This window comes from Boseongicola aestuarii, assembly GCF_900184815.1.
Classification (GTDB): Bacteria; Pseudomonadota; Alphaproteobacteria; order Rhodobacterales; family Rhodobacteraceae; genus Boseongicola; species Boseongicola aestuarii.
In genome coordinates this window covers 1-20,694 of sequence record NZ_FXXQ01000010.1, presented here as the reverse complement: position 1 = coordinate 20,694, position 20,694 = coordinate 1, and the positions used below count along the sequence as shown (strand labels likewise).

General features: G+C 55.6%; 20 protein-coding genes. 8 read left to right on the top strand and 12 right to left on the bottom strand.

Annotated features, from left to right (window positions below; all coding sequences use genetic code 11):
• Positions 1–18: 18 nt before the first annotated feature.
• Positions 19–354 carry a hypothetical protein gene (locus BOA8489_RS13985; protein WP_141138304.1) on the top strand — a complete coding sequence of 112 codons (336 nt, stop codon included), beginning with the start codon at positions 19–21 and terminating at the stop codon, positions 352–354.
• Here BOA8489_RS13985 and BOA8489_RS13980 read toward each other — a convergent pair.
• From BOA8489_RS13980 to BOA8489_RS13955, 6 genes are all read right to left on the bottom strand, one after another.
• Positions 344–913 carry a cobalamin biosynthesis protein CobQ gene (locus tag BOA8489_RS13980; RefSeq protein ID WP_093974862.1) on the bottom strand — a complete coding sequence of 190 codons (570 nt, stop codon included), beginning with the start codon at positions 911–913 and terminating at the stop codon, positions 344–346. The two genes, BOA8489_RS13985 and BOA8489_RS13980, sit on opposite strands and share 11 nt — an antisense overlap.
• A 9-nt stretch (positions 914–922) precedes the next feature.
• Complete coding sequence (locus BOA8489_RS13975) at positions 923–1,732, bottom strand: hypothetical protein (RefSeq protein ID WP_093974860.1); 810 nt, start codon at positions 1,730–1,732, stop codon at positions 923–925.
• 66 nt (positions 1,733–1,798) lie between these two features.
• Positions 1,799–3,160 (bottom strand): TolC family outer membrane protein, encoded by a 1,362-nt coding sequence (locus BOA8489_RS13970; RefSeq protein ID WP_245813854.1) that lies wholly within the window; start codon positions 3,158–3,160, stop codon positions 1,799–1,801.
• 24 nt (positions 3,161–3,184) lie between these two features.
• Positions 3,185–3,838, bottom strand: coding sequence for a protein-L-isoaspartate O-methyltransferase family protein (locus BOA8489_RS13965; RefSeq protein ID WP_093974857.1), 654 nt, complete (start codon positions 3,836–3,838; stop codon positions 3,185–3,187).
• A 450-nt stretch (positions 3,839–4,288) separates the two neighbouring features.
• Positions 4,289–4,888, bottom strand: coding sequence for a hypothetical protein (locus BOA8489_RS13960; protein ID WP_141138303.1), 600 nt, complete (start codon positions 4,886–4,888; stop codon positions 4,289–4,291).
• Positions 4,872–5,438 carry a hypothetical protein gene (locus BOA8489_RS13955; protein ID WP_093974853.1) on the bottom strand — a complete coding sequence of 189 codons (567 nt, stop codon included), beginning with the start codon at positions 5,436–5,438 and terminating at the stop codon, positions 4,872–4,874. The genes BOA8489_RS13960 and BOA8489_RS13955 overlap by 17 nt, the downstream gene beginning before the upstream one ends.
• A gap of 480 nt (positions 5,439–5,918) precedes the next feature.
• Here BOA8489_RS13955 and BOA8489_RS13950 point away from each other — a divergent pair, with 480 nt between their 5' ends.
• The 4 genes from BOA8489_RS13950 (at position 5,919) to BOA8489_RS13935 (ending at position 9,212) form a co-directional block, all read left to right on the top strand.
• Positions 5,919–6,233 carry a hypothetical protein gene (locus tag BOA8489_RS13950; protein ID WP_245813852.1) on the top strand — a complete coding sequence of 105 codons (315 nt, stop codon included), beginning with the start codon at positions 5,919–5,921 and terminating at the stop codon, positions 6,231–6,233.
• A gap of 104 nt (positions 6,234–6,337) precedes the next feature.
• Positions 6,338–6,904 (top strand): hypothetical protein, encoded by a 567-nt coding sequence (locus BOA8489_RS13945; protein WP_093974851.1) that lies wholly within the window; start codon positions 6,338–6,340, stop codon positions 6,902–6,904.
• 359 nt (positions 6,905–7,263) lie between these two features.
• Entirely contained in the window at positions 7,264–8,571 is a 1,308-nt protein-coding gene (locus tag BOA8489_RS13940; protein WP_176440313.1) for a sensor histidine kinase, read from the top strand.
• Positions 8,568–9,212 carry a response regulator gene (locus BOA8489_RS13935; protein ID WP_093974846.1) on the top strand — a complete coding sequence of 215 codons (645 nt, stop codon included), beginning with the start codon at positions 8,568–8,570 and terminating at the stop codon, positions 9,210–9,212. Before BOA8489_RS13940 ends, BOA8489_RS13935 begins: the two co-directional genes overlap by 4 nt.
• A 63-nt stretch (positions 9,213–9,275) precedes the next feature.
• Here the strand turns inward: BOA8489_RS13935 and BOA8489_RS13930 are convergent, their stop codons facing one another.
• Both BOA8489_RS13930 and BOA8489_RS13925 read right to left on the bottom strand, forming a co-directional pair.
• A complete protein-coding gene (locus BOA8489_RS13930; protein WP_093974844.1) occupies positions 9,276–9,914 on the bottom strand; it encodes a TIGR02466 family protein in 639 nt (212 codons plus the stop codon).
• A gap of 106 nt (positions 9,915–10,020) precedes the next feature.
• A complete protein-coding gene (locus BOA8489_RS13925; protein WP_176440312.1) occupies positions 10,021–10,386 on the bottom strand; it encodes an EF-hand domain-containing protein in 366 nt (121 codons plus the stop codon).
• 523 nt (positions 10,387–10,909) lie between these two features.
• Between BOA8489_RS13925 and BOA8489_RS13920 the strand changes: the two genes are divergently transcribed.
• On the top strand, positions 10,910–11,905 hold the full coding sequence (locus tag BOA8489_RS13920) for an OmpA family protein (protein WP_093974839.1): 996 nt from the start codon (positions 10,910–10,912) through the stop codon (positions 11,903–11,905).
• Between the two features lie 62 nt (positions 11,906–11,967).
• Positions 11,968–12,204: a hypothetical protein gene (locus tag BOA8489_RS13915; protein WP_093974837.1), complete on the top strand. Its 237-nt coding sequence runs from the start codon at positions 11,968–11,970 to the stop codon at positions 12,202–12,204.
• An 814-nt stretch (positions 12,205–13,018) separates the two neighbouring features.
• Here the strand turns inward: BOA8489_RS13915 and BOA8489_RS21105 are convergent.
• Entirely contained in the window at positions 13,019–13,273 is a 255-nt protein-coding gene (locus BOA8489_RS21105) for a helix-turn-helix domain-containing protein (protein ID WP_093974833.1), read from the bottom strand.
• Between the two features lie 239 nt (positions 13,274–13,512).
• On the opposite strand from BOA8489_RS21105, the gene BOA8489_RS13900 reads away from it, so the two are divergent.
• A complete protein-coding gene (locus tag BOA8489_RS13900; protein WP_245813850.1) occupies positions 13,513–14,208 on the top strand; it encodes a tyrosine-type recombinase/integrase in 696 nt (231 codons plus the stop codon).
• Between the two features lie 548 nt (positions 14,209–14,756).
• Here the strand turns inward: BOA8489_RS13900 and BOA8489_RS13895 are convergent.
• From BOA8489_RS13895 to BOA8489_RS13885, 3 genes are all read right to left on the bottom strand, one after another.
• Positions 14,757–16,232, bottom strand: a complete 1,476-nt coding sequence (locus BOA8489_RS13895) for an HlyD family type I secretion periplasmic adaptor subunit (protein ID WP_093974829.1) — start codon at positions 16,230–16,232, stop codon at positions 14,757–14,759.
• Between the two features lie 13 nt (positions 16,233–16,245).
• Positions 16,246–17,982: a type I secretion system permease/ATPase gene (locus BOA8489_RS13890; RefSeq protein ID WP_093974827.1), complete on the bottom strand. Its 1,737-nt coding sequence runs from the start codon at positions 17,980–17,982 to the stop codon at positions 16,246–16,248.
• Positions 17,983–18,056: 74 nt separating this feature from the next.
• On the bottom strand, positions 18,057–20,694 hold a 2,638-nt coding region (locus tag BOA8489_RS13885), incomplete at its 5' end, for a DUF5801 repeats-in-toxin domain-containing protein (RefSeq protein WP_176440311.1).

Genomic DNA, 20,694 nt, shown 5'->3' with positions numbered 1-20,694 from the left:
GGTCAAAGGTGGAAAGGCATGGGATACAGAGCCAGACGGGAAATCAGCGGCGTTTGTGTACGCGTCATAATGGATCCCTTCGAAGGGCAAGTGACGGTGCGCAACGCGTCAAAACAGGGCGCGATGCTTGAGCAGTGTTTCGACGCAGAAATCGGCGATGCACTGATCCTTCAACTGCGCGACAGACGCTTTGCGGCCAGAATCGCCTGGACAAATGGCACTGCCACGGGGGTAGCCTTTGACAGTGCCTTGCGTCCCGCAGAGCTTGCGCTGTTCACCGGTCGTGCCGGCCATGCGCACTCGGTCGCGCACGCACGCGTTGGTTTCGCGGGCTACGTGGCGCTCAGAAAATGAAGCGCCATACCCCCGAACTCATCAATTCCATCAAAAACAGCACAAGGCTGACCCCACGCAGCCAGAGCGCCTTCGTGCGCGACCAGATTATCACCAGAGCGCCCGCTGACATCGACAGGGCGATCGGGCTGACCACACTCGCATAGGCCGCGTTGTCCCAGTAACTGAACGGGCTTTCGAACACCCAGTTGGTCAGGGGCCAGAAATGCTGGCGGGCGTCATGGGTGTGCAGTGGGAAATCCAACGCCAGATGCAGCATCGCCGCGCCGCAAAAGGCCGTGAACACCGCCGATCGTCGCCAGATGGAAAAGCCAAGCGCAAGCCCCCAAAGGATAAAACTGTTGTCGACGGCAAAGACCGCTTGCCAGGCATCCGAATAGTAAAGCTCGCGGAAAACGGTTTCGGCGGGGATGCCCATCCCCCAGATCGACACCGCGACCATCAGGTAAAGCGAAATGTCCGGTGCGAAGGCCCCCAGAAGTGCTGCCGAAAAGGTGCCTCGTCTGTCGGGTCTACCAAATGCCGCCGCGCCAAGCAAAAGATGGGCTGGCGTGTTCAAGGCCCGGCGCTACTCGACTTCGCGTACGGTCAGGGCGCGCTGGATTTCCTGCCGCACCAGTTTGCGGACATTGCGCGTGATCCGCTCGCCCAGATCGCCCTGAAGTTCTTCGCGGATCAGGGATGAAATCATCGGGCGGATGTCAGCGATATCAATCTGGCCGGGACTTGCTACTGGTTCGCTCGGCGCTTCTTTGGCGCCACTGTCGGATCCATCGTCAGCGCCAACCGCGCTGGCCAGCGCCTGTTCGAACGCTTCGTCACCCGTCAGCGCATCCTCGGCCATGCCGACGATCGCCGATGACACCGCTTCGGTCAGGGCCGTTTCGACCTCGGCCTGCAGCGCTTCCACGGAGTCTTCTGCAGGTGCCTCTGCAGCAGGCTGGGCCACAGTTTTTTCAACTAAAACAATAGGTTCCGCCGGCTTGTTGATACCCTTTGCATCGCGCTTGTCATCGTCTCTGGAGGGTTCGCTCAGCCGCAAAGGCGAAAGCGCCGGCGGGCGCGTGACCGCACGGCTGGGCCGGAACACGATATGATCGGGGCGATGCTGCTCGAGATCCTCGCTGCCATCCGGCTCCCAATCGTCAGAGCTTTCGGCAACGGCGGCTTCCAGTTCGGCGATACGGTCTTCCAGGGATTTCCGGCGCGAATTATGCCCGGACATCGGCGGTTCGATGCGCTGTGATTCCGTCAGGACAAGGGCCGGAGGCGCTTTTGGCACCTCGGCGCGCGGCATCCGCGGAAGCTCATCCGAGACCAGCCGTCGCACTGACGACAGCATATCTTCCACATTCTGACCTGTGCCCGTCTTTGACATTTTTTACCGACTCTTTCGCCCCCCGCCATCGTAACGACCGGGGCGCGGGCGCACAAGCTTGCGACGTTATTCTTTCCCGAGCGAGCGCATCACCCGGTCCAGCGCTTCGCCCTGCTTGCTGACCTGCCCGCGCGGCGCATCCGACACCGAATTGTAATAGGCGGCAGGGTCGTAAATCGGCACGTTCAGGCGCAGGTTTTCGGCCGTCATCAGACCTGTCGCATCCAGCACCTGATAGGCCGCGACTATCCTGTCCACCTGAGCCGAGACAAGATTGGTGCGGGCATCCAGCACCTCTTGTTCCTGATCCAGCACATCCAGCGTGGTCCGCGCGCCAAGTTGCAATTCCTCACGCGTGCCGCGCAAGGCAAGCTCAGCCGCCTGCACCTGTTGCGCCGATGCGTCGATGCTGGCAATCGCCACCGCAAGGTTCGCATAGGCGTTACCGACTTCCTGGTCGACGCGCAGTCCGGTCGTGTAAAGCTGCGATCTGGCCTGATCGCGCTGCGCCTGCGCCTGGCGAAGTCGCGACGAAATCGCGCCGCCCTGATAGAGTGTGCCGCGCAAAGCCAGACCGACGCTTGCGCTGTCGTTGCCGTCGTCATCCACCGAAATGTCGCCACTGGCGTTCAGCGTTGGACGCATTGCCCGCGACGCGATCTCGACGGCAAGTTCGGCCGCTTTCACTTGGTGCTGCACCTGCTTGACCAGCGGGTTTTCCTGACGCGCAATCGCACGTGCTTCGGCTTCCGACCCCGGAATCGACGGCATGACATCGGCGGGTGCCAAAACGCCCGGATAATCGCCGACCACGGTGCGGTATTGCTCTTGCGCGCGCGCCAAACCGCCGCGTTCGGCGGCAAGCGCGCTGCGTGCGGCGGCAAGGCTCGCCTCGGACAGGGAAACGTCGGTGCGCGTGACCTCGCCGACCTCGAAACGATCACGCGTGGCGCGCAATTGCTCGGTCAGAAGGCGCACGTTGTTCTCGCGCAATTCCACGAACACCATCGAGCGGCGGACCGCCTGATAGGCATTCACCGCGTTGAAAAGCGCCGTGTTCTCGGCATCGATCAATGCCGAGCGTGTCGCAAGCACGGCTTCTTTCGCGATATCGACTGACAGTTGAGAGCGCCCGAAATCGTAAAGCAACATGTCTGCCGACAATCCGATCGACGCGCTCGAGCCCGAGCCTTGCGCGTTATCCGCATAGCCCGCCGTCGCCAGATACCCCAGCACTGGTCGCAGAGCCGCGACCGCCTGAGCGACGTCTTCATCAGCCGCGCGCAATACCGCGCGGTTTTGATCGATCAAGCCGGAGTTGCGGTATGTCGACACCAAAGCGTCCGAGAGGGTTTCCGCCTGCGCCGAGGCCACCATCGTTGCGCTGACGGCGAGAATTGCGAGGCTTCGAAGTATGCGAGGTTTCAAAAGAATCTCTTTCAAATCTGAGTGTTAAAGCGCAAAATCCACGCTTTTGCGGAACGCCGACAACACGGGGGCGTCGGCGTTGAAAGCATATCGCCACGACATGACGCCGTCCGATTTGAGCCCGACGCGCACCGTTCCAAGCCGTCCGTCCTCGAAAATGGCCGCAATGCGCCCACCGTCCTTCAATTGATCCGTTAGGGTCTCGGGAATGGTCTCGACGCCCCCCTGAACAAGGATGACATCGTAGGGACCGTGCTGCGCCGCGCCAGCGTCAAGAGCCCCTTCCACCACTGCGACGTTGTCCGCGCCAATGCTGGAAAGCGCGTTCTCGGCTTCTGCGCAGAGGTCAGAGTTGTCATCAAGTGCAATCACAGCTTCCGCCAGATGTGCTGCAACGGCCGAAGAATACCCCATCCCGCATGCCACATCGAGCACCAGATCCATGGGCTGTATGTTCACGACTTCGAGGATCTTGGCAAAGGTGCGCGGATCCAAAAGCGTGCGCCCCGGCGCGATGGCAAGGTTTTCGCCGGCATAGGCTGCCTCTTGCAGCGCGGACGGGACAAAAACCTCACGCGGGATGGTCAGCATGGCGTCGATGATCGGGAACTTGGTGACATCAGACGGCCGGACCTGCGTGTCGACCATGATTGTGCGGCGTCTTGCGAATTCGCTCATCAACTAAACTCTTTCGTTCAGAACAGTCATTCATCTTGAACCATAACACGGACTTTGCTGCAAGCGCACATGCAATCGAACATGCTTGCGCGGAGATCACGCATGCGCTGAGAGCGCATTGCTTGGACGAGGTGGCGGAATGGTTGCGCAGCGGATTGCAGACCCGGAGTATTTCCCCGTGAATTCAGCGCATACTGCCGATTTGATTATCATGAAAAAGAAGAGGAACCTGCGGCGAGGCTGGGAACTCCTGAGCCCAGAAAATTCGGGCTTTCTACGACACCCAAAAATCTAGAGAAATTGCCGTTACACGTTATCGGGCATTTGCGTCTAAAGTAGAGAAATATAGACGCCTCACGAAAACACACTTTTTCATTTATAGTCAAACAGTTAGATCAACACCACCGCCCAAAAACAACCTATACGTGAATTTGGGTTCGTTCTGCAAGATCACGCCTTTGATACCTTGAGCCATTCGGTAGAGACTCGATTTCGGTGGCCTTCCGCGCGCTTACGGTACCCCCGAAACTTAAGCATCCGCCGGCTGAGCTCTGCGCGCCTGTTTGGGTTGGCGCTTTTGAAAATCTTGAGAGACCTGACAAAGAATTCCCGTTCAGATTTTTCCATGTCGGAACGAGAATAATTCTTGATCAGCAAATCCAGAACATCGTCATCTTCCATTTTATCCGATTCAGGAACCATGGCCAGCTCAAGAAGGGATCGCCGCCCTCGTTGAAGCGCAATGCTGACCATTTTCTCCAGGTGAGCTTGTTCGGCATCACGCGTCCGCTCCAGGTGCGCCTCCGCTTCGGCGAGGGCAAGCGCTGCTCGGGCCTCTTCAGAGCTGAAGGCGTCTTGGAGTTCTGCTGTCGGGTCGTTCATGATGGTGCGGTACCAGCGCTGGACATGCGCCGCATCCGGCGGCTGCGTCAAACCGTGTGCGCGGGCATTCTGCGCAGATCGGCGCTTGCCGTGTTTGCTCTTGGGGCCCGTGCTTTTTGCCGCATTCTTCTTATTGGCGGCCCTTTGAAGCTCAGTCGCCATTGTCATCGACGATCTCGGCATCGGGGATGTCCCGGGAACGCCGCGCTTTCAGCCGCTCAAGATCATCGAGCAATCGACGCCGGCGCGGTTCGATGTCCGCCAGATGACGCTCGATATGGCTGAGCGTTCCAAGTTCTTTTGCATAGGCACACGCCACGATCTCATCGAGATTGGTCCCGGCTGCCTCAAGCGCCTTCACGGCTGTCTTTTGCTTAGCGCCATCCGGCCCGAAAAGCGTGGCCGCCGTCGCGATCGACTCCTCTGAAGGCCTCGAGCCGAATGTATTGACCGAACTCTCGATCGCCTTTGCGCAGCGGTCTCGGCCCTTTGCCGTGACTAGATCGGCTCTTAAATTACGATATCGGAAAGCTTCCCACTCAACATCGATGAGGTTTTCGGCCATTTGCTCTTCATAAAACGTCGAGGGCGACAGTTCGCTAAGCAATGCCAGACGAAACGCCTCAAAGGCGCCACGATCTTCTCCTGGAAACAACTTCCGTGAGGGCGTGGCATCGATCAGATCAGATTGAGATGACTGAGGTGGAATATCCTTCATGGCAACTACCCTTTGTGTCCCCCGACTCAGCGCACACAATTTATAGTGCAGCTAAGCCGCAAGAGTCAAAGTGTTCATCAAATGTTCGCACATAGCGATATTTGATGTCGAGCGCGCCATCACCTCGACCTGTGGCCAAGCGCCAAGCTTGATTACTGCAAACGTCGTCAATGAAACCGCGCGCATATCTTGGCCGCTGGCTCGAAAAAAGGAGGGCAGTGCCCGATTCAGGTTTCTGTGCTTGGCAGGCTAGAGACCACGCGCAGACTTCCTAAGGCCTCGACAAGCGAGACACTTTTCGACTAAATTACCCCGGTTGCAGTTAAGCAACCGGGGCGGAAAATGATATAACACTCTCTCGTTAACCACTCACGGATACTCAAGGAGAGAAACCACTTTCCGCCCTACTGCTAAAGTTGTCAACATGATAATTTTCCGGCGTGCATTAGATTGAATTACTTATTTTGGATTATGAGATTTATGACAAATAAAACACAAAAGAGTCTGTCTGCGCTCTTTGAAATGCGCAGCATGATGCTGAAGATGGAGCAAGATGTTGGGCTCGGCGGGTTGAGCGAAATAGAAAAGGATGTCTTTCTGGCAGCACATGCTTTGTCTGAAATACAAGGAGAGGCGGTTACCTCTGATGAAATCCGAACGCATGTATTGATTGCTGGGATGGCGCAAGCATCCTATCACAGGGCGTTGCGGTCCTTGGTTTCTTTGGGCTTTCTTGAAAAAGCGGACGGCTACAAGGCAAGGCACTATGTGGTGCGCAGCGACGTTGTTCACTAGCCAATAGGTTTTTCACCTGTTGAGATTTACGGGTTCGCCCGTCTACATTGCAAGGCTGACACATTCGTGAACACCTCCACACTTTCAATGACTGGGCATCTTACGTGACCTTTCTCATTATCGTCCTCGCTTACGTTCTATGTCACGGAATGACGGCTCTGCTTATCACACCAGCGCAAAGTCTCGTTTTGCCAGAAATCACGGTGTTCGCCAGTCTGGTCTATCTTCCCCACGGTGTCAGGGTTCTCGCAACATGGGCATATGGCTGGAAGGCGGTACCTGCTCTGATCCTGGGCGTGAGCCTGTCCGCCTGGCTGTTTAGCCCGTCTGAAGATTTAAGTTTCCTTGAGCCAGCTCTGATAGAAGGCATCCTTGTTGGGTCAGCCTCTGCATTTATCGCCTTCGAGATTGCGCGGCTTGCCGGTTTCGATTTCTATTTCGGCGGCTCAAGAAAGCTCCAGTGGAAAGGGATGATCGCGGTGGGTGCCCTGTCGTCTCTTCTCAACTCTTTTGGCCAAACGCTTGTTTTTTCTGGACTGATTGAGTTGGACAAGGTCATCGGGGTTTGGGCTATTTATGCCATCGGGGACCTGATTGGTCTCGTCGTTTGCATGATCGTCCTGATGTTCGTCTTTCGATGGAGCCGCGTATTCGAGGGCCAGAAAAGCTGACGTCGCTAAAGGTGTCAGGTCTTATTCCCAGTGTCGATGTGTCAAATTCGTGTTGGTGGTATTTGTCTGCTGATCAATCGCGACAAATGAAGGCGCTCAACAGTCAAAGCGTTCAAGATTTGGACAGCCGTTTGTGCCGCCAAAAACCGAAATCGATGCGCCGTCACCTCGGCAATTGAGACCTCTGCTACAAAGGCGTATGCGCTTTCGCAACTATTGCCCTGTTCGGACTAAGGTCGGTAGAAAACCCCTTCAGCACAGAGCATCTTTGACACATGAGACCCTTGCTAGATACAGCCTCCAGACTGCTTCGCACACTCTCAGTCCAGTTTTTTCTCGTGGGCGGAGCGGTGATAGCGATGGCTGCTTTTGCTGTTGGAAGCTGGGTCGCCGACCACATCGAACAAGGCGTGGTGCAAAACTCCGGAACGGCCGCTGCACTTTATATTGAGAGCGTGCTTCCAAACCAAAGCCGCGGAGAGTCCGACGATGCAATTATATCGGACAGTTCCCGTCTCGCGCTCCGCCGAGTTTTCCAGGAAGGCATTCTGCGCGAACGGGTCGTTACGTATATTATCTGGAGTTCGAGCGGCGAAATTCTGGACTCTTTCCGCCCCGAAGAGCGCGGATTGGTGTATGAGCCATCTCCTGCGCTTTTGAAGGCCTTGTCGGGCGACGTCGCTGCAGAGTTTCAGACATTGCAGGCACAGGCAGGGCATCCGGAGGCTGTCTTAGGCGTGCCTCTCTTGGAGGTTTACGTTCCCATCCGAGATACAAATACAGGGGCGGTCTTGTTCGTCGTGGAGTTTTATCAACGCGCCGAGGACCTTGCAGAGGCCTTGACTGCAGCGCGGCGTGATAGCTGGAAGTTTGTCTCAAGAATTTTTGCATTCAGTGGCGCCCTTCTCTTTATCATCGTCCATGCAGGCAGTCGCCTGATTGAGCGGCAGCGCGAACAACTTCGGCTGCAACTTGAAGAAAGCCGCCAGCTTTCAAAAAGCAACGAAGTGCTGCGCAAACATGTCTCACAGGCCGCTCAGCGCTCGACGGCCCAGTCAGAAAAGATCATGCAACGCATTGGACAGGACCTGCATGACGGCGTGGCACAGCATCTTTCGCTTGCAAGTTTGCGGCTTGAGGCTGCGGGCTTCCAGTCTTCCAAAGATGCCGAAACTGTACGGGAGTCTTTGGCAAATGCGATGGCCGAACTGCGTGCCATATCACGAGGTTTGTCGCTTCCAGACCTTGCCAAACTCGATCTCAAGGAGTGCGCCGCTCAGGCGGTAAAAGACCACAATAAAAGCTTTGGATCAAACGCCGAGCTCATAGAAAATCCGGGCATAGATATCGACACGTCGTTTGCAACAAGGCTCTGCGTATACAGGTTCTTGCAGGAGTCACTCTCAAACGCCAGCAGACATGCCGAGGCGACCGAGATCGCGGCTAAGCTGGCTGTGAACAGTGACTGGATAACCGTCCTTGTGACAGACAATGGGAAAGGTTTCGAACAAGGCGCAGTTGCCGGTGTGCGCGATGACGGAGGACAGGGACTTGTTGGCCTTTCTGATCGCGCAGCAACCCTTGGTGGCAAGGTTGAAATCACGTCGCAGCCTGGCAAAGGAACCACGGTTCGATTGCTGCTGCCAATCCTGGAGGACGGGCAATGACGCTTCGCATTTTGGTCGCAGATGATCATCCAATTTACCGGGATGGCGTTGTCACCAGCCTCGAAGAAACCGGAGAATTCCGTGTCGTCGCGACGGCCAGTTCGGCGCAGGAAGCGATACGCTTGGCCGAGCAAAAGCATCCCGATATTGCTCTGCTCGATTTGTCGATGCCGGGGGGTGGGCTTTCGGCCGTGAGTGCAATCGTTGCTGCAAATAGCGCCAAGCACGTCGCCATGCTTACGGTCTCGGAAGAAGACGAAAATGTTGCGAATGCGCTGAAGCTGGGCGCGGTTGCCTATATTCTCAAAGGGGTGTCGGCGCGCGAATTACGCAGCATTCTTAAAGGCGTGACCCGCGGCGAGGCGCATGTGTCACCCGCGCTTGCCGCAAAAGTTCTGACGATAATGTCGAAATCCGACACCAACACGTCGACGTCACCGCTTCAGTCTTTGACCAAGCGGGAGGAGGACATCCTGAAGCTGGTTGCCAAGGGCCAGAGCAACAAGGAAGTGGCAAACGCACTCGATATTCAGGAAAAAACGGTTAAACACTACATGACCATTATCATGGGCAAACTTGACGCAAGAAACCGCGTTGAAGCCGCCCTGATCGCGCACGAGGCCTGGGGGCGCGTTGAATAGGCTTGGCGGCCTGTCTCCACGGAAGCACTGGCCGACAAAAACCCCGTCTCAGGCATCGCCGAATTAGGCTTTTCGTCCTTTTCTGGTCTTACGAAACGTCGCATTGAACGCGACTGTGACCCGCTCATCTGGCGTTTCATTCGGATGTACCCAGTGCACCAGATAGGAGGGAAAGAGGATGAGCTCGCCTGGCTCCGGCCGAAAAGCCTTTTTCGCGCTAAAGGGGGGGGCCTGAAGCCTGCGCCAATTGGGCAAGTCGGAGCGCGGATCGAGAAATTCGATCTTTCCCGATGATCCGGTTTCGACCTCCGGTTGCGCAACGTAATAAACACCAGACCAATGCGCGCCCGGATGCGTATGGGGGGCATTGTAGCCCCCCGGTACGTTGGCATTCATCCAGGCAAACAGCTTGAGATCAAACGCGGACATATCCGCCTTCGCCCCGATGGTCTCGGTGGCGCTCAAAACAGTCTGTGTCGCGTGGGATTTCAGTTCTTGGATGCACGGCGCTTCATTTTCAAACAAGTTGCCGGCGGAATGCCATCCGCCTCGATTTGATTTTGAAACACCTTCGGTTTGCGCACGTAGACGGCCACCCTCGGCCAAAAGCTCTTTGTTGAGCCTATGCGCTCCCTCGACCTTGAAGCGGAGGAGCGGCGTGGCGAAGAGCTTTTGATATTTGGTTTGTGTGACAGCTTCCACAGAAGCGTTCCTTGTCTTTTTTAAGCCGGGTTAGGTTGATGGGCAGCCGTACACCCGTACGGCTGCCCAGCATGGCGGTGTTCAGGCGCCGCGCAACGCGCTTGGATCAGTCGTCAGCTTCGTCGCTAGACTCGTCATCACTGTCGTCATCTTCGTCGCTAGACTCGTCGTCATCTTCATCATCGTCTTCGTCGCTGGACTCGTCGTCATCTTCGTCGTCTTCGTCATCATCGTCTTCGTCATCTTTAGATATCTTGATCTCTGCAACGGTAACCGCGCCGTCTCCATCACGGTCATTGCGCACCAGTATGGAGTTCGCCCCAGCGTTCCCGAAAGCCTCTTTCAGTTCTTCAAGGGAGAGCTCGCCGTTCCCATCAGTGTCGACGTCAGCAAAGCTCCGGGCCTGAGCGAAAGCAGGCATTGCGACCACGGCGCAAATCGATGTGGTGAGAAGGAGTTGGGAAAGTTTCATGTACGGTCTCCAGTATAGGCCCAAAATTGGGCGGTACGTTTCCAATGTGTGCAATTCAATCGCCACATGCATCGGCATATGGTCCTACTGGTACCGCAAAACGTCGTAGTGGCACTCAGACCTTAGTCTGGTGAATCGAATTATTTTATGACCTCCGGGGGCAATGCTGACATATCGAATCCCGCCGCCCACGCCTTTATCGTGTTGCCAAGGCAGACTGTGCTGTGTCTTTCTCCGCCCCATCAGGCCCACAGATATTGTTCACAAGAACTCTCTATTGCCTTCCGCAAACCATTATACCGCACTCTCTCCCAACCAAAGTCGACGAGAGCCTCGGTCATCCTCTTTCATACACTTAAGAAAGAGTGCCTCGATCAGACACGCGAAGGGTTCACATCTTCCGTCGGTGCGCCACAAAATTTCCATAATCGGGTCATACTATCTCCCATTTTGTGCTGTTAAATGACAACTGTCGGCGGATGTATCCCGCCAGTTTTAACCAGTAACACCAAGTAGGTGAATTATGAGTACGAGTAAGCTTCTCGGCGCGGTCTGCGCCGGCGCCCTCCTGCTGACTGCAGGTTGCGCACCTAACACCCAGACAGTCCATTTTTCAGCGGGCGGCGAAGCCGTCACCACCGCAGAGCGCTTCCCGCTCGCGGTTCTTGACGAACGCGTTGGGCCGGTTCTGGCTGTCACCTTCGCCTTTGATCGCGACACGCTCGACCAGAACGCCCAGGCTCTCCTGAATGCCCAGGTTGCCTGGATGGCGGAGCGCCCAGAGCTTCAGTTCTCGGTCACGGGACATGCCGACAAGGTCGGCAACCCCGATTACAACCTGGATCTGGGGCAACGCCGCGCAAAGCGCGTTCTCGAGTACCTGGTCGCGGCCGGAATCGAGCGCGACAGGCTCGAAGCGCTGGTCTCCCAAGGCGAAGACGACCCTCTTATCGAAACCGAAAACCCGGAGCGCCTGAACCGCAGGGTGACCATCGAGGTTGCCGGTCTCGTCAAGGAAGTCGCCACGCTCGATGAGGGTCCCTGGTGGCGGCGTCACCCGCGCCCGTATCGTCCAAACCTGAGCGATGGGTCCAAGGACCGGCAATTCTTCTGGTCATCTTCGGACACGGTGCCCTCTGGCACGTCAACGACCTCGAACGAGTCCACCGGCGTCCCTATCGTTGAAGATGGCGAACCTCCTCAAACGATCGTCACCGTGTCCAGCAGAACTGTCGAAAGCACGAGCCCAAGCTCAAATCCCCCTGGCACAAAAGTATCCACCCCTTCTGGATCGGGCTCTGAGAGTAAGAACACGCGTTCGACCCCCGTGGATACACCGACGAACCCGAAGAACGACCCGACGCCTGGCAAGAGCGACAGCGCTTCAAGGCCGAACACTCCGTCGCAGGCATCCTCGACCCCGAGCAGCGATCACATGGACGCTGGACGCGGTAATGGTCCTGACGGGGGCGATCCTGGCAAGTCGTACGATCGCAACCAGGGCGGTGACGAGGATTAACCGCGCGCAAGCCCGGTTTCCTCATCCACTCTTCAATGACCTTTCGACTCGGAGTCCCTAAAATGACAAAGCAGAATTCCATTACCGCTCAAAGCCCATCCCACAAATGCAAATGCTTCCTTGCCGAAGAGTCAGGTGCCGTCACCGTCGATTGGATATTTCTGACCGCAATCTGCGTGGCCCTGGCCATCGTGGTCATGACATCCATTGGCGCTGGAACTGTTGGTGCGGCGGCGTCGATTGAGAGCAGTCTCGAAGAGAGCGCTGGAATACTCTGTGAAGGAGGCGTCTGCGACTAAGAGATGCGTCCAAGACAGAGTTTAGTTAGCGAGTACAAAGGTAAAGCATATGTGCACATTTAAGTACTGCAGGGAAACGGGAAAGTGCTTCCTGGAGAGTTCCTCCCCCTGCCCAGAACATAACGACGCGGTAGGCCCGAAGAAGACCATTCGGAAAAACAAGGACAGAATGCGCCCCTCGAGACTGCGCTACGATGGCTTTCTCGATCTCGAGTTTGTCGACGCGCTACAGGAGGATACCGCCTCCGGACGTTGGTTTGCGCGTAAATAGGCAGGCAGTTGCCCGAGGCGTTCACAATTGGCCGAGGGATTCCACGAAATCACACCGGCCCCGCCATAATCCGGCCGAACTTGTCTGCAAATCTGGCAGAGTTGTATAAGTACCCAGTTGTAAAGAGTATCAAATGTCCAAATATGTTCAGCGCAAGTTTGCGCAAAAATCCTCCTTTTATCGCTATCTCTACTTCCTTGTGTCGGGGCTCCGGTTTCGGAGCTTTGCCGCGTGGAAGCAGGAGGGTGAACCCAATCCATTTGTCCGCCCTTGCTATGATGCGCGCGTCACTTCGCGATCAGAACTCGTGTCCCTCTTTCGTTCGCGACTGACCTCTCACGTCTCCGCCTGACGCGCTCAACTTGGCAAGTTTTTTCTGGGCCGCCCCTCGGGGCGGCTCAATTCTTTATTGATATCAATATATTGCAGATCCTGAACTCCCGATTCCGGGGGGTCGAGGAAGCGATCTTCACGTGCTGCTCGCCTGAACGAGATACCCCGGAGCTACGGCTATCGGGCTGGGTCATAGAAGCGATCTGTCGCCTAATTTGGAGATGGATGGATCCGAATACCGGGGGCATCGTCCGGGGAGCCAATGAATTCGATACCGGCGGCTTCTAAGGCGCGCTGGATTTTCCTCAGGTTTCCCATTCTGGTTGCGGGAACACCAACCGAAGTCTCATAGCGAACGATTGTTGCCGTCCCTACCCCACACTGTTCCGCAAGGTCACCAACCGACCAATTCAATGCGCCTCTCGCTGCGCGAATTTGATATCCGGTGACCTCTATGTCTTGCATTGTGATAAAATTTTTATCATAATTGATCTGTGGATGACCTCATAAAAATTACATGTTGGCGCGCAGAAATCCAACGCCTTGAGGGCGCGTATGCCCCGTCTACCATTCGGTCTTACTATGCAGACGTGCAGGTCTTTGTCGACTGGTGTGAGAGTTCGGATAACGTGCCCTTCCCGGCGTCTGTCAGAACCGTTTGCAGCTTCTTGGAAGCGCAAGGCGAGCTCAGGGCACCCTCCACGGTGCGACGTCGCCTCTATGCCATCCGAAAGCTCCATCGGCTCTTAGGGCTTCCGGACCCGACCTATGACGAGGACATCAACCTTTCCTTGCGGCGGGTTCGTCGCAAGCATGCCGTTCGTCCAAAGCAAGCCAAGGGTCTGACGCGGGACTATCTCGAGAGGTTCATTGCCAGCGAACCCGATACGCCCTGGGGTCTGCGCAACCGCGCGATGCTGGCCCTCGGCTACGAACTCCTGGCCCGGCGGTCAGAACTTGTTGCCCTAAAAACAGATGATCTGGAAGATCGCGAGGATGGAACGCTTCGCGTACTCATCCGGCGCAGCAAGTCCGATCCCTTCGGAGAAGGACGTCTCGCCTTCACATCCCTCCGGACCGCGGGTCTCATTCAGGATTGGCTTGCATGGCGCGGGCCGCATATCCCCTGGCTCTTCTGTCCGATCTATCAGAACAAGGCCCTGAACCGCAGCCTTGAGACAACGATCGTCAAGCGTCTCGTAAAAACTGCGGCGCGACGCGTCGGTCTGCCCCCTGGGGAGATTGATGCCTTCAGCGGCCATTCCATGCGCGTTGGTGCCGCTCAGGATCTCCTCTGCGCCGGCTATGATACGGCAGCGATTATGCGGGCCGGGGGATGGAAATCGGTGAATATTCTTGCACGGTATTTGGAGAAGGCCGAGCAAAATGTCTGGGCCTGAGGATGCATCGGAACAATGCTTCACGCTATATAGCCAGAGAGGCCACGCCCGCTTAGTTGCTCTTAAGAGCGGACTGTGGCCTTGCCAGGCTATCGGGATCAGCCATTCTTGAGCTTGGAAGGGCCGTCCCAATTGTCTGTCTTTGATTAGGGACCAAGACACTCTCTTAAGGCGGACCCTGAGTCCATTGAACGGTACAGACATCCTAGTTGTGAATTGCTTGATCCCTGTCGACTTAAACAATGCCGGAAATGTGGGAGCTTCGAACTGCGTATCTCCTCACAGTCACAAGTTTCACGCACCCGTCACTAAAGCAAGATGTTGCTCTCGCGAGATAATTTACGTCCGTCGAAGCAACAGTCGGCGCTTTTCGTCAATCCATGCGCCCAAGAGGCCCTGGCGCATAGATACTTAAAGAAAATACGTTCGAATATCAGGTTAACAGACTGTACAAAGTCGGGGGTGAACGCACGCTCCTTCGTCGCGATGCACGCTTCAACCGATTATCGCACAGTTTCAGATCAAGCACTTTTCGAATGGTGTGGCCTTCACTGCTCTCGAAAACTTCGCTCAAATGACGCCGTGAGCGGATCAAGCAAATAGTGAATGACGGATCGTTCGCCATCCAAGATCATAACTTCGGTAGGCATGCCGGGGATTAACTTCACATCCGTTGCCTTCTTAAGGTCGGCCGGGTTAACTTCGACCTTCGCGAGATAGTATGGCTCACCTGTTCGGTCCTCTTCGAGGCGGTCAGCCGAAATCGAGAGAAGGGTGCCACTGATGAGTGGCAGATTTCTTTGTTTGTAAGCCGAAAGTATAATTCGCGCTTCCATACCCGGTCGCACGCGATCTATGTCAATCGGCTTCACCCTGGCATCAACGATGAGTTGAGCATCGAGCGGTACAAGTTCCATTATTGAGGCACCTGGACGCACCACGCCCCCAACCGTCGCAACTTGTAGATCAATTACTGTTCCTGCGTTTGGCGCCCTAATTATAGTTCGCTTTAAAACGTCGCTCCTCGATTCCAACTGAGATCGTAGCTCGGAAATCTCATTGTCAATTTCGGGAATTTTGTTATGAGCGTCTTCAATACGTCCTTCTCGAAGATTAAGAAGTTCTATCTCGGCGGTCGCAATTGCCTCTCGGTTCTCTGCAATCTTTGCAGAGTTGATCGCACGCTTCGCAATCAACTCGGTGCGTTCCTTTTGTAGCGAAAAGAGAATTGAGGCTTGAGTTAACCCCTTTTCTAAGAGAGTTTGATAATTCTCAATCTCAACTTCTAGAATTGCCAGCTGTTCATCCTGAGCTGCAATGACTTCCTCAAGTCCTGCCGTATGCTCGTTGATCTGAGATATTCTTTGCCGATAAATTTTTTCCCTACCTTTGTGCGCTAATTCCTGACTTTCAAGTAATTCGTTCTGTGCTTCGATTATAGTTTCGACAGTTTCTCCACCGAAGCGTTTCAACTCGTCAGGAAAAGAAATGCGCTCCTTATTCGTACGCTGAGCTTCTAGTCGGGCACGCGACGCCAGTAGAAACATCATGCGCTCCCGCAACGCGCTATATTCGGTTCGCGCGCGAACATCTTCCAGAGTTACGAGTGGATCTCCCGCCGCGACAGTTTCGCCTTCACGGACATGGATTGATTGGATAATGCCTCCCTCAAGGTGACTGATCGTTTTTCGACTGCCGTCAGGACTTACAACGCCAAAAGCAATCGACGCACTTGCAATCGGCGCGAATAACGACCAACTAGCCAACGAAATAATAAGTGCACATACGGTGACATAGCCGAAGAAGCGTGGCCGCCGAATTGCTCGCGTCAGTTCGACACCTACTGGCGCTTTTCGAAAAAACAAAGCGCGGAGAGTAACAAGAGTGGCAACTGTCAAGAAGAGATAGAGAAAAACCCATGCGTATTCGACAGCAAATTGGCTTGCCTCTCTTGCTAGAGATTCCAGCCATCCGATCGTTGCTGACCAAAGAGCCGTTCCTGATGTCTTCCACCAATCCATCATGTACTGAATTTCCTCATTTGGTTTTCGACCCGAGTGTGATTTTTTGACGTGGAATTGCGGTTTGGGGTGATGTCTTTTTTGCGCTCGTAACTGGCTTCAGCACTTCGTCGCGGTCCCCAAAACTCCCTATTGTTCCGTCGCGTAATGCGAGAACTTTGCTTGCACCCTTTAATACCTCCGCACGATGGGAAACGATCACGGTCGTAGTACCGTTTTCAGTTAATGCGGAGAGCGTGGACAGAAGCGCCGCATCTCCCGCACTGTCGAGGTTTGAGTTTGGCTCATCGAGGACGACAAACGAAGGCATGCCATAAACCGCCCTCGCGAGGCCAATCCGTTGCCGTTGACCCAGCGAAAGTCGATCACCCGCGAAACCTACTTGCGTCTCGTATCCGTCGGGTTGCTTAAGGATCATCTCGTGAACACCTGCCAGGCGCGCGGCTCCAATTATCGCTTCGCTGTCAGCATCTCCAAAGCGCGCGATGTTCTCCGCTATTGTTCCTGGAAACAACTCGACCGTTTGAGGCAAGTAACCGATGTAGGGTCCCAAGCGATCCGGGTCCCATGTGAATACATCGGCTCCGTCAAGCCGAACTTGACCTCCGCTGGGCTTCCACATGCCGACCAACATGCGGCACAACGTTGATTTCCCTGCACCGGAAGGACCGATCACCGCACAACATGTACCAGGCCTTTCCAAGCTGAAATCAATGCTGTGCAAGATCGGCTTCGAAGTGCCGGGGGCGATGAAGTTGATGTTTTCAACTGACAAAATTCCCTTCGGTCGGGGCAGTTGCAGCCGATCCGGTGTCTTCGCAACCTCTTCGAAGAGGGCCTTAAGTTTTTTCTTTGCCGACCGCGCCAATACAAACCGGTTCCAGCTGCTGGTCAATCGATCAATTGGGGCGAGGGCGCGGCCTGTAATGATTGACGCCGCAATCATCGCCCCGGCGGTGATCTCTGCTCCAAGAACAAGATATGCGCCCATTCCAAGAACAGCAATCTGCAGGCCCATACGAAGAGACCTGGTTAAACTCAAAATGGTAGTTGTTTTCTCACCCAGTTCTTGTTGTTCGGCATGGGCCCTGTTTTGCTGCTCCCTCCAGCGGGAGAAGATGGCAGGTGCCATTCCAAGAGTTGAAATTGTTTCGCCGGCGTCCACAAGCCGCACAGCGGTTTCATTGGCAGCATGGACAGCCCCGGCCGCTTCACGCTGTCGAGCGCGTGTAAGAACATCATTAAGGAGAGTGGCCGCAAATAAGGTGATGGCTCCGAGCGTGGCAATCAAGCCGAGGATCGGATGTAAAAGCCAAATGAAGGCAAGGAATATCACACTCCACGGTGCGTCAAGGAATGAAAGCGCCGCGTCACTCCGAAAATAATTGCGCAAGTCCGCCACATCCCGCACGCTCGCCGGTGGCACTTTACCTTCTCGATTGAGATCCATTGCGCCGCGGAGTGTCGGCGCATTCAATTCGCTTTCAATGTAGCTTGCGGTTCGCGACAGGATCAGGCGGCGAGCCTGTTCGAGCAAGCCGTAGGCTACCACCGCAATCAGTGCGATTACTGTCAGCCAAGCAAGCGTTGCCAATGAGCCGCTGGACAAGACCCGGTCGTACACCTGAAGCATGTAGATTGCAGTAACAAGAAGAAGCATGTTCACTAGGCAACTGAAAATAAATAGTGCGGCTCTCTGCTGAGATATAGATTCCATAACTCCCGTCAGAAGGTTTTTTTTAAGCCTCGTCATGCCGTTTGTTCCTGTCTACTTACCGCCTTATTGGGGTACCGGCCGCGAGGGTTTCGCGGCCGGTAACTGTATCATCAGACGTCAGGGTTTAGATCGAAGACACCGTCGTCGAACTTGCCGGTTCCATCGACCAGGACCTGGAAGGTCTCGGCAGCTGTGTCGCCATCGAAGTCAGTAATCTCGACCGTGTAGTCGAACAGCTGATCCGGGGTCTCGTCGACTTGCAGCAGATTGAAGCCGCCGAGGTCGTACTTGCCGACAACGTTGGACACCAGCGCCATGTCGTGGGGAACGTCAGTGGTAAACTCAACAGTGACGTTAGCACCGAGATTGCCCACATCAACAGATTCACCTCCGTTGTTCCAGGTCACGCCCATAATATCCCCGTCACCAATGTCCACCGTGTAAAGAGGTGTCACGGTTGAGGGGTCGGCCGCTGCGTCCAGATCCGCCGTGTTGTAGACCGAGATCGACGTGATCTTGGGCTGCTGAATGCCCGGTGCAACACCGTCGGTATCCGTCAGGTACGTGTCCGGATTCTCTACAAACAGGCGCGCTTCCGCATCCGTGTCGATCCGTGTCAGATCACCGCCATCATCCGCGAAGTCGTCGAAATCAACATCGAAGGCCTGGATATTGATGGTCGCTGGGCTGTTCCCCTGGATCTGCACGATCTCGACCTGCGCCGTCTTTATGGGCTCTGTACCGCCAAACTCGACCGTATCGGCATCGTCGGCGTTGTTCTGGTCCAGACCTGCGCCGGCAACCATTGCCGGATTGGTATCACTGACATAGACGAAGTAATGCCCCTCTCCCGGATCGAACATCTGGTTCGTATTACCAATCGTGACCGGACCACCACCTTTTGATGTATTGGTGGTCTGGCTGGTGTTGGTGAACGTGCCATCGGCAGGATCAAGAACGGTCCCTTCAGGGATCAGCAACAACCCACCAATCGTTGGATCTGACAGGTCATTGGCAATCGTCCCATGCAGGTTTTGGCCAGATGGCAAGTCCTCGAAGTCGAACTCCGTAAATGCTGGCGGCGCCCCCTGGTAGACATTGAAGGTATAGTCACCGCTGCCCCCCTGGTCGCCCAACACGACATCGAAGAACCTTTCGCTGGCCTCCCAAGTGTTATCCACAGTGCCGCCACCGAAGCCATCCACGAAGTATGTGATCGTCGTCCCGTCTGCCGAAACTTCGGCTTCGAGTCCTTCTATCGATGTCGACGTGATCGTGTCATTGGCATCGAAGAAGCCATCACCGTTGGAATCGACGGGGAAGGAGAACGTGTAGGTCTTGGTCCCCGCCGAGTTCTCATCATTGCTGTCGTTGGCATCAGCGCCAACCGAACCGTTCAGGTCCACGTTGTCGATGCTCAGGCCCGCGATGAAGTCGACGACCCCCGGATCGGACACTGGTCCGCTGATCTCTGGCGTATCGTCGATATCTTTGGCGTTTAGGAAGCCCGGGTTCAACGGCAAGATATCGCCATCTCCATCGGTGATCTCGAGTATCGGCGTGAAGTCGATCGTCGAGATGGACCCACCGCCGGCCAATTGCAGGAGCTCGTTTTCAGTGCCCCCGCCGCCTTCGATGACGTGATCAAGCTCGCCATGTATGGTCACGACAGCGTTCGCCGTTGAGTCACCATTGTCGGTCAGTGCCAACTCGATGATCAACTCCCGGGTTGTATCGATATTGGTGTAGCCGCGCACGTATTCCGTTGCGCCGCCGGTCACAGCTTCCCAATGCACTTCCAGGCCCTGCGAGAGCAAGGTTGGCAACACCGTATCCGGATCCGTTTCTCCATCGATGGCAAACGAGACCGGAAGGTCAACGCCGGAGAAGATCTGCGTAGAATTGAGCGTGACTGAGACCGAGTCCTCGTTGCCGGTTCCCAAACCAAAACCGTCCGCCGCGTCATTGTCGTTGCCGTTGATCGCGCTGATGTCGTCCTCTTCGAGAACAAGCGTGGCCGAGCCCGCCTCTGCAGGTCCATCATCCTCGATATTGATCAGCGCGCCCAGTTCGGCCGTATCGCTGTCAACATCGAGATCGCCATCGCGAACTGTTACCAGAAGCAGGACTTTGTCGGGATCGATGCTCTCGGCCTCGGCGCCTTCCTCGAAGGGGTCGAGAGGGTTGTCATGCTTGACCGCACGGAACTGAATCACCCGGACGTCATCCGGATCGTTCGTAACAATGATCCGTAAGGCGACGGTGTCGTCTTCACCGTCCGCCACTTCATCCGTATCGACCCGACCTTCGATCGTGTAATCGTCGACTTGATACAGATTAATACTCCGATCGGTGAAGGTATCGATCAGACCGGATGCCGTACCATCATCGACATCCAACAACAGCGAGTAAGTCACAGCATCGTCGTCCGGAATCAGTCCCGTATCGTCGCTGTCATCAGCGTCCTTAGGGCCATCTTTGCCGAAGACCGATGTATCGTTGTAGAGACTTGCAATCGAGGTGGTGACATCTGCAAGGACACCGCCCGGACCGTCATCATCACCGTCACCGTCCGTCTCATCTAGGACAATCAGCGAGCCATTGTCTGCAAGTGCTGCCGTCGGCCCATCGTCCTCGAACTGGAAGGCCTGGGCGATATGGGCCACGGCACTGTCCGTGTCCCCGTCGCCATCCTCGATGGTCGCCGTCAGCGTGATCAGGTTTGCCGCAGTCATCTCTGCTGCAGAC

Bases quoted from the DNA above. Each gene is read 5' to 3' on its own strand.
- BOA8489_RS13925 (WP_176440312.1), bottom strand. From the start codon at position 10,386: ATGAAACTTTCCCAACTCCTTCTCACCACATCGATTTGCGCCGTGGTC.
- BOA8489_RS13985 (WP_141138304.1), top strand. From the start codon at position 19: ATGGGATACAGAGCCAGACGGGAAATCAGCGGCGTTTGTGTACGCGTC.
- BOA8489_RS13915 (WP_093974837.1), top strand. From the start codon at position 11,968: ATGACAAAGCAGAATTCCATTACCGCTCAAAGCCCATCCCACAAATGC.
- BOA8489_RS13920 (WP_093974839.1), top strand. From the start codon at position 10,910: ATGAGTACGAGTAAGCTTCTCGGCGCGGTCTGCGCCGGCGCCCTCCTG.
- BOA8489_RS13890 (WP_093974827.1), bottom strand. From the start codon at position 17,982: ATGACGAGGCTTAAAAAAAACCTTCTGACGGGAGTTATGGAATCTATA.
- BOA8489_RS21105 (WP_093974833.1), bottom strand. From the start codon at position 13,273: ATGCAAGACATAGAGGTCACCGGATATCAAATTCGCGCAGCGAGAGGC.
- BOA8489_RS13960 (WP_141138303.1), bottom strand. From the start codon at position 4,888: ATGACAATGGCGACTGAGCTTCAAAGGGCCGCCAATAAGAAGAATGCG.
- BOA8489_RS13965 (WP_093974857.1), bottom strand. From the start codon at position 3,838: ATGAGCGAATTCGCAAGACGCCGCACAATCATGGTCGACACGCAGGTC.
- BOA8489_RS13935 (WP_093974846.1), top strand. From the start codon at position 8,568: ATGACGCTTCGCATTTTGGTCGCAGATGATCATCCAATTTACCGGGAT.
- BOA8489_RS13950 (WP_245813852.1), top strand. From the start codon at position 5,919: ATGACAAATAAAACACAAAAGAGTCTGTCTGCGCTCTTTGAAATGCGC.
- BOA8489_RS13895 (WP_093974829.1), bottom strand. From the start codon at position 16,232: ATGATGGATTGGTGGAAGACATCAGGAACGGCTCTTTGGTCAGCAACG.
- BOA8489_RS13955 (WP_093974853.1), bottom strand. From the start codon at position 5,438: ATGAAGGATATTCCACCTCAGTCATCTCAATCTGATCTGATCGATGCC.
- BOA8489_RS13975 (WP_093974860.1), bottom strand. From the start codon at position 1,732: ATGTCAAAGACGGGCACAGGTCAGAATGTGGAAGATATGCTGTCGTCA.
- BOA8489_RS13940 (WP_176440313.1), top strand. From the start codon at position 7,264: ATGGCTGCTTTTGCTGTTGGAAGCTGGGTCGCCGACCACATCGAACAA.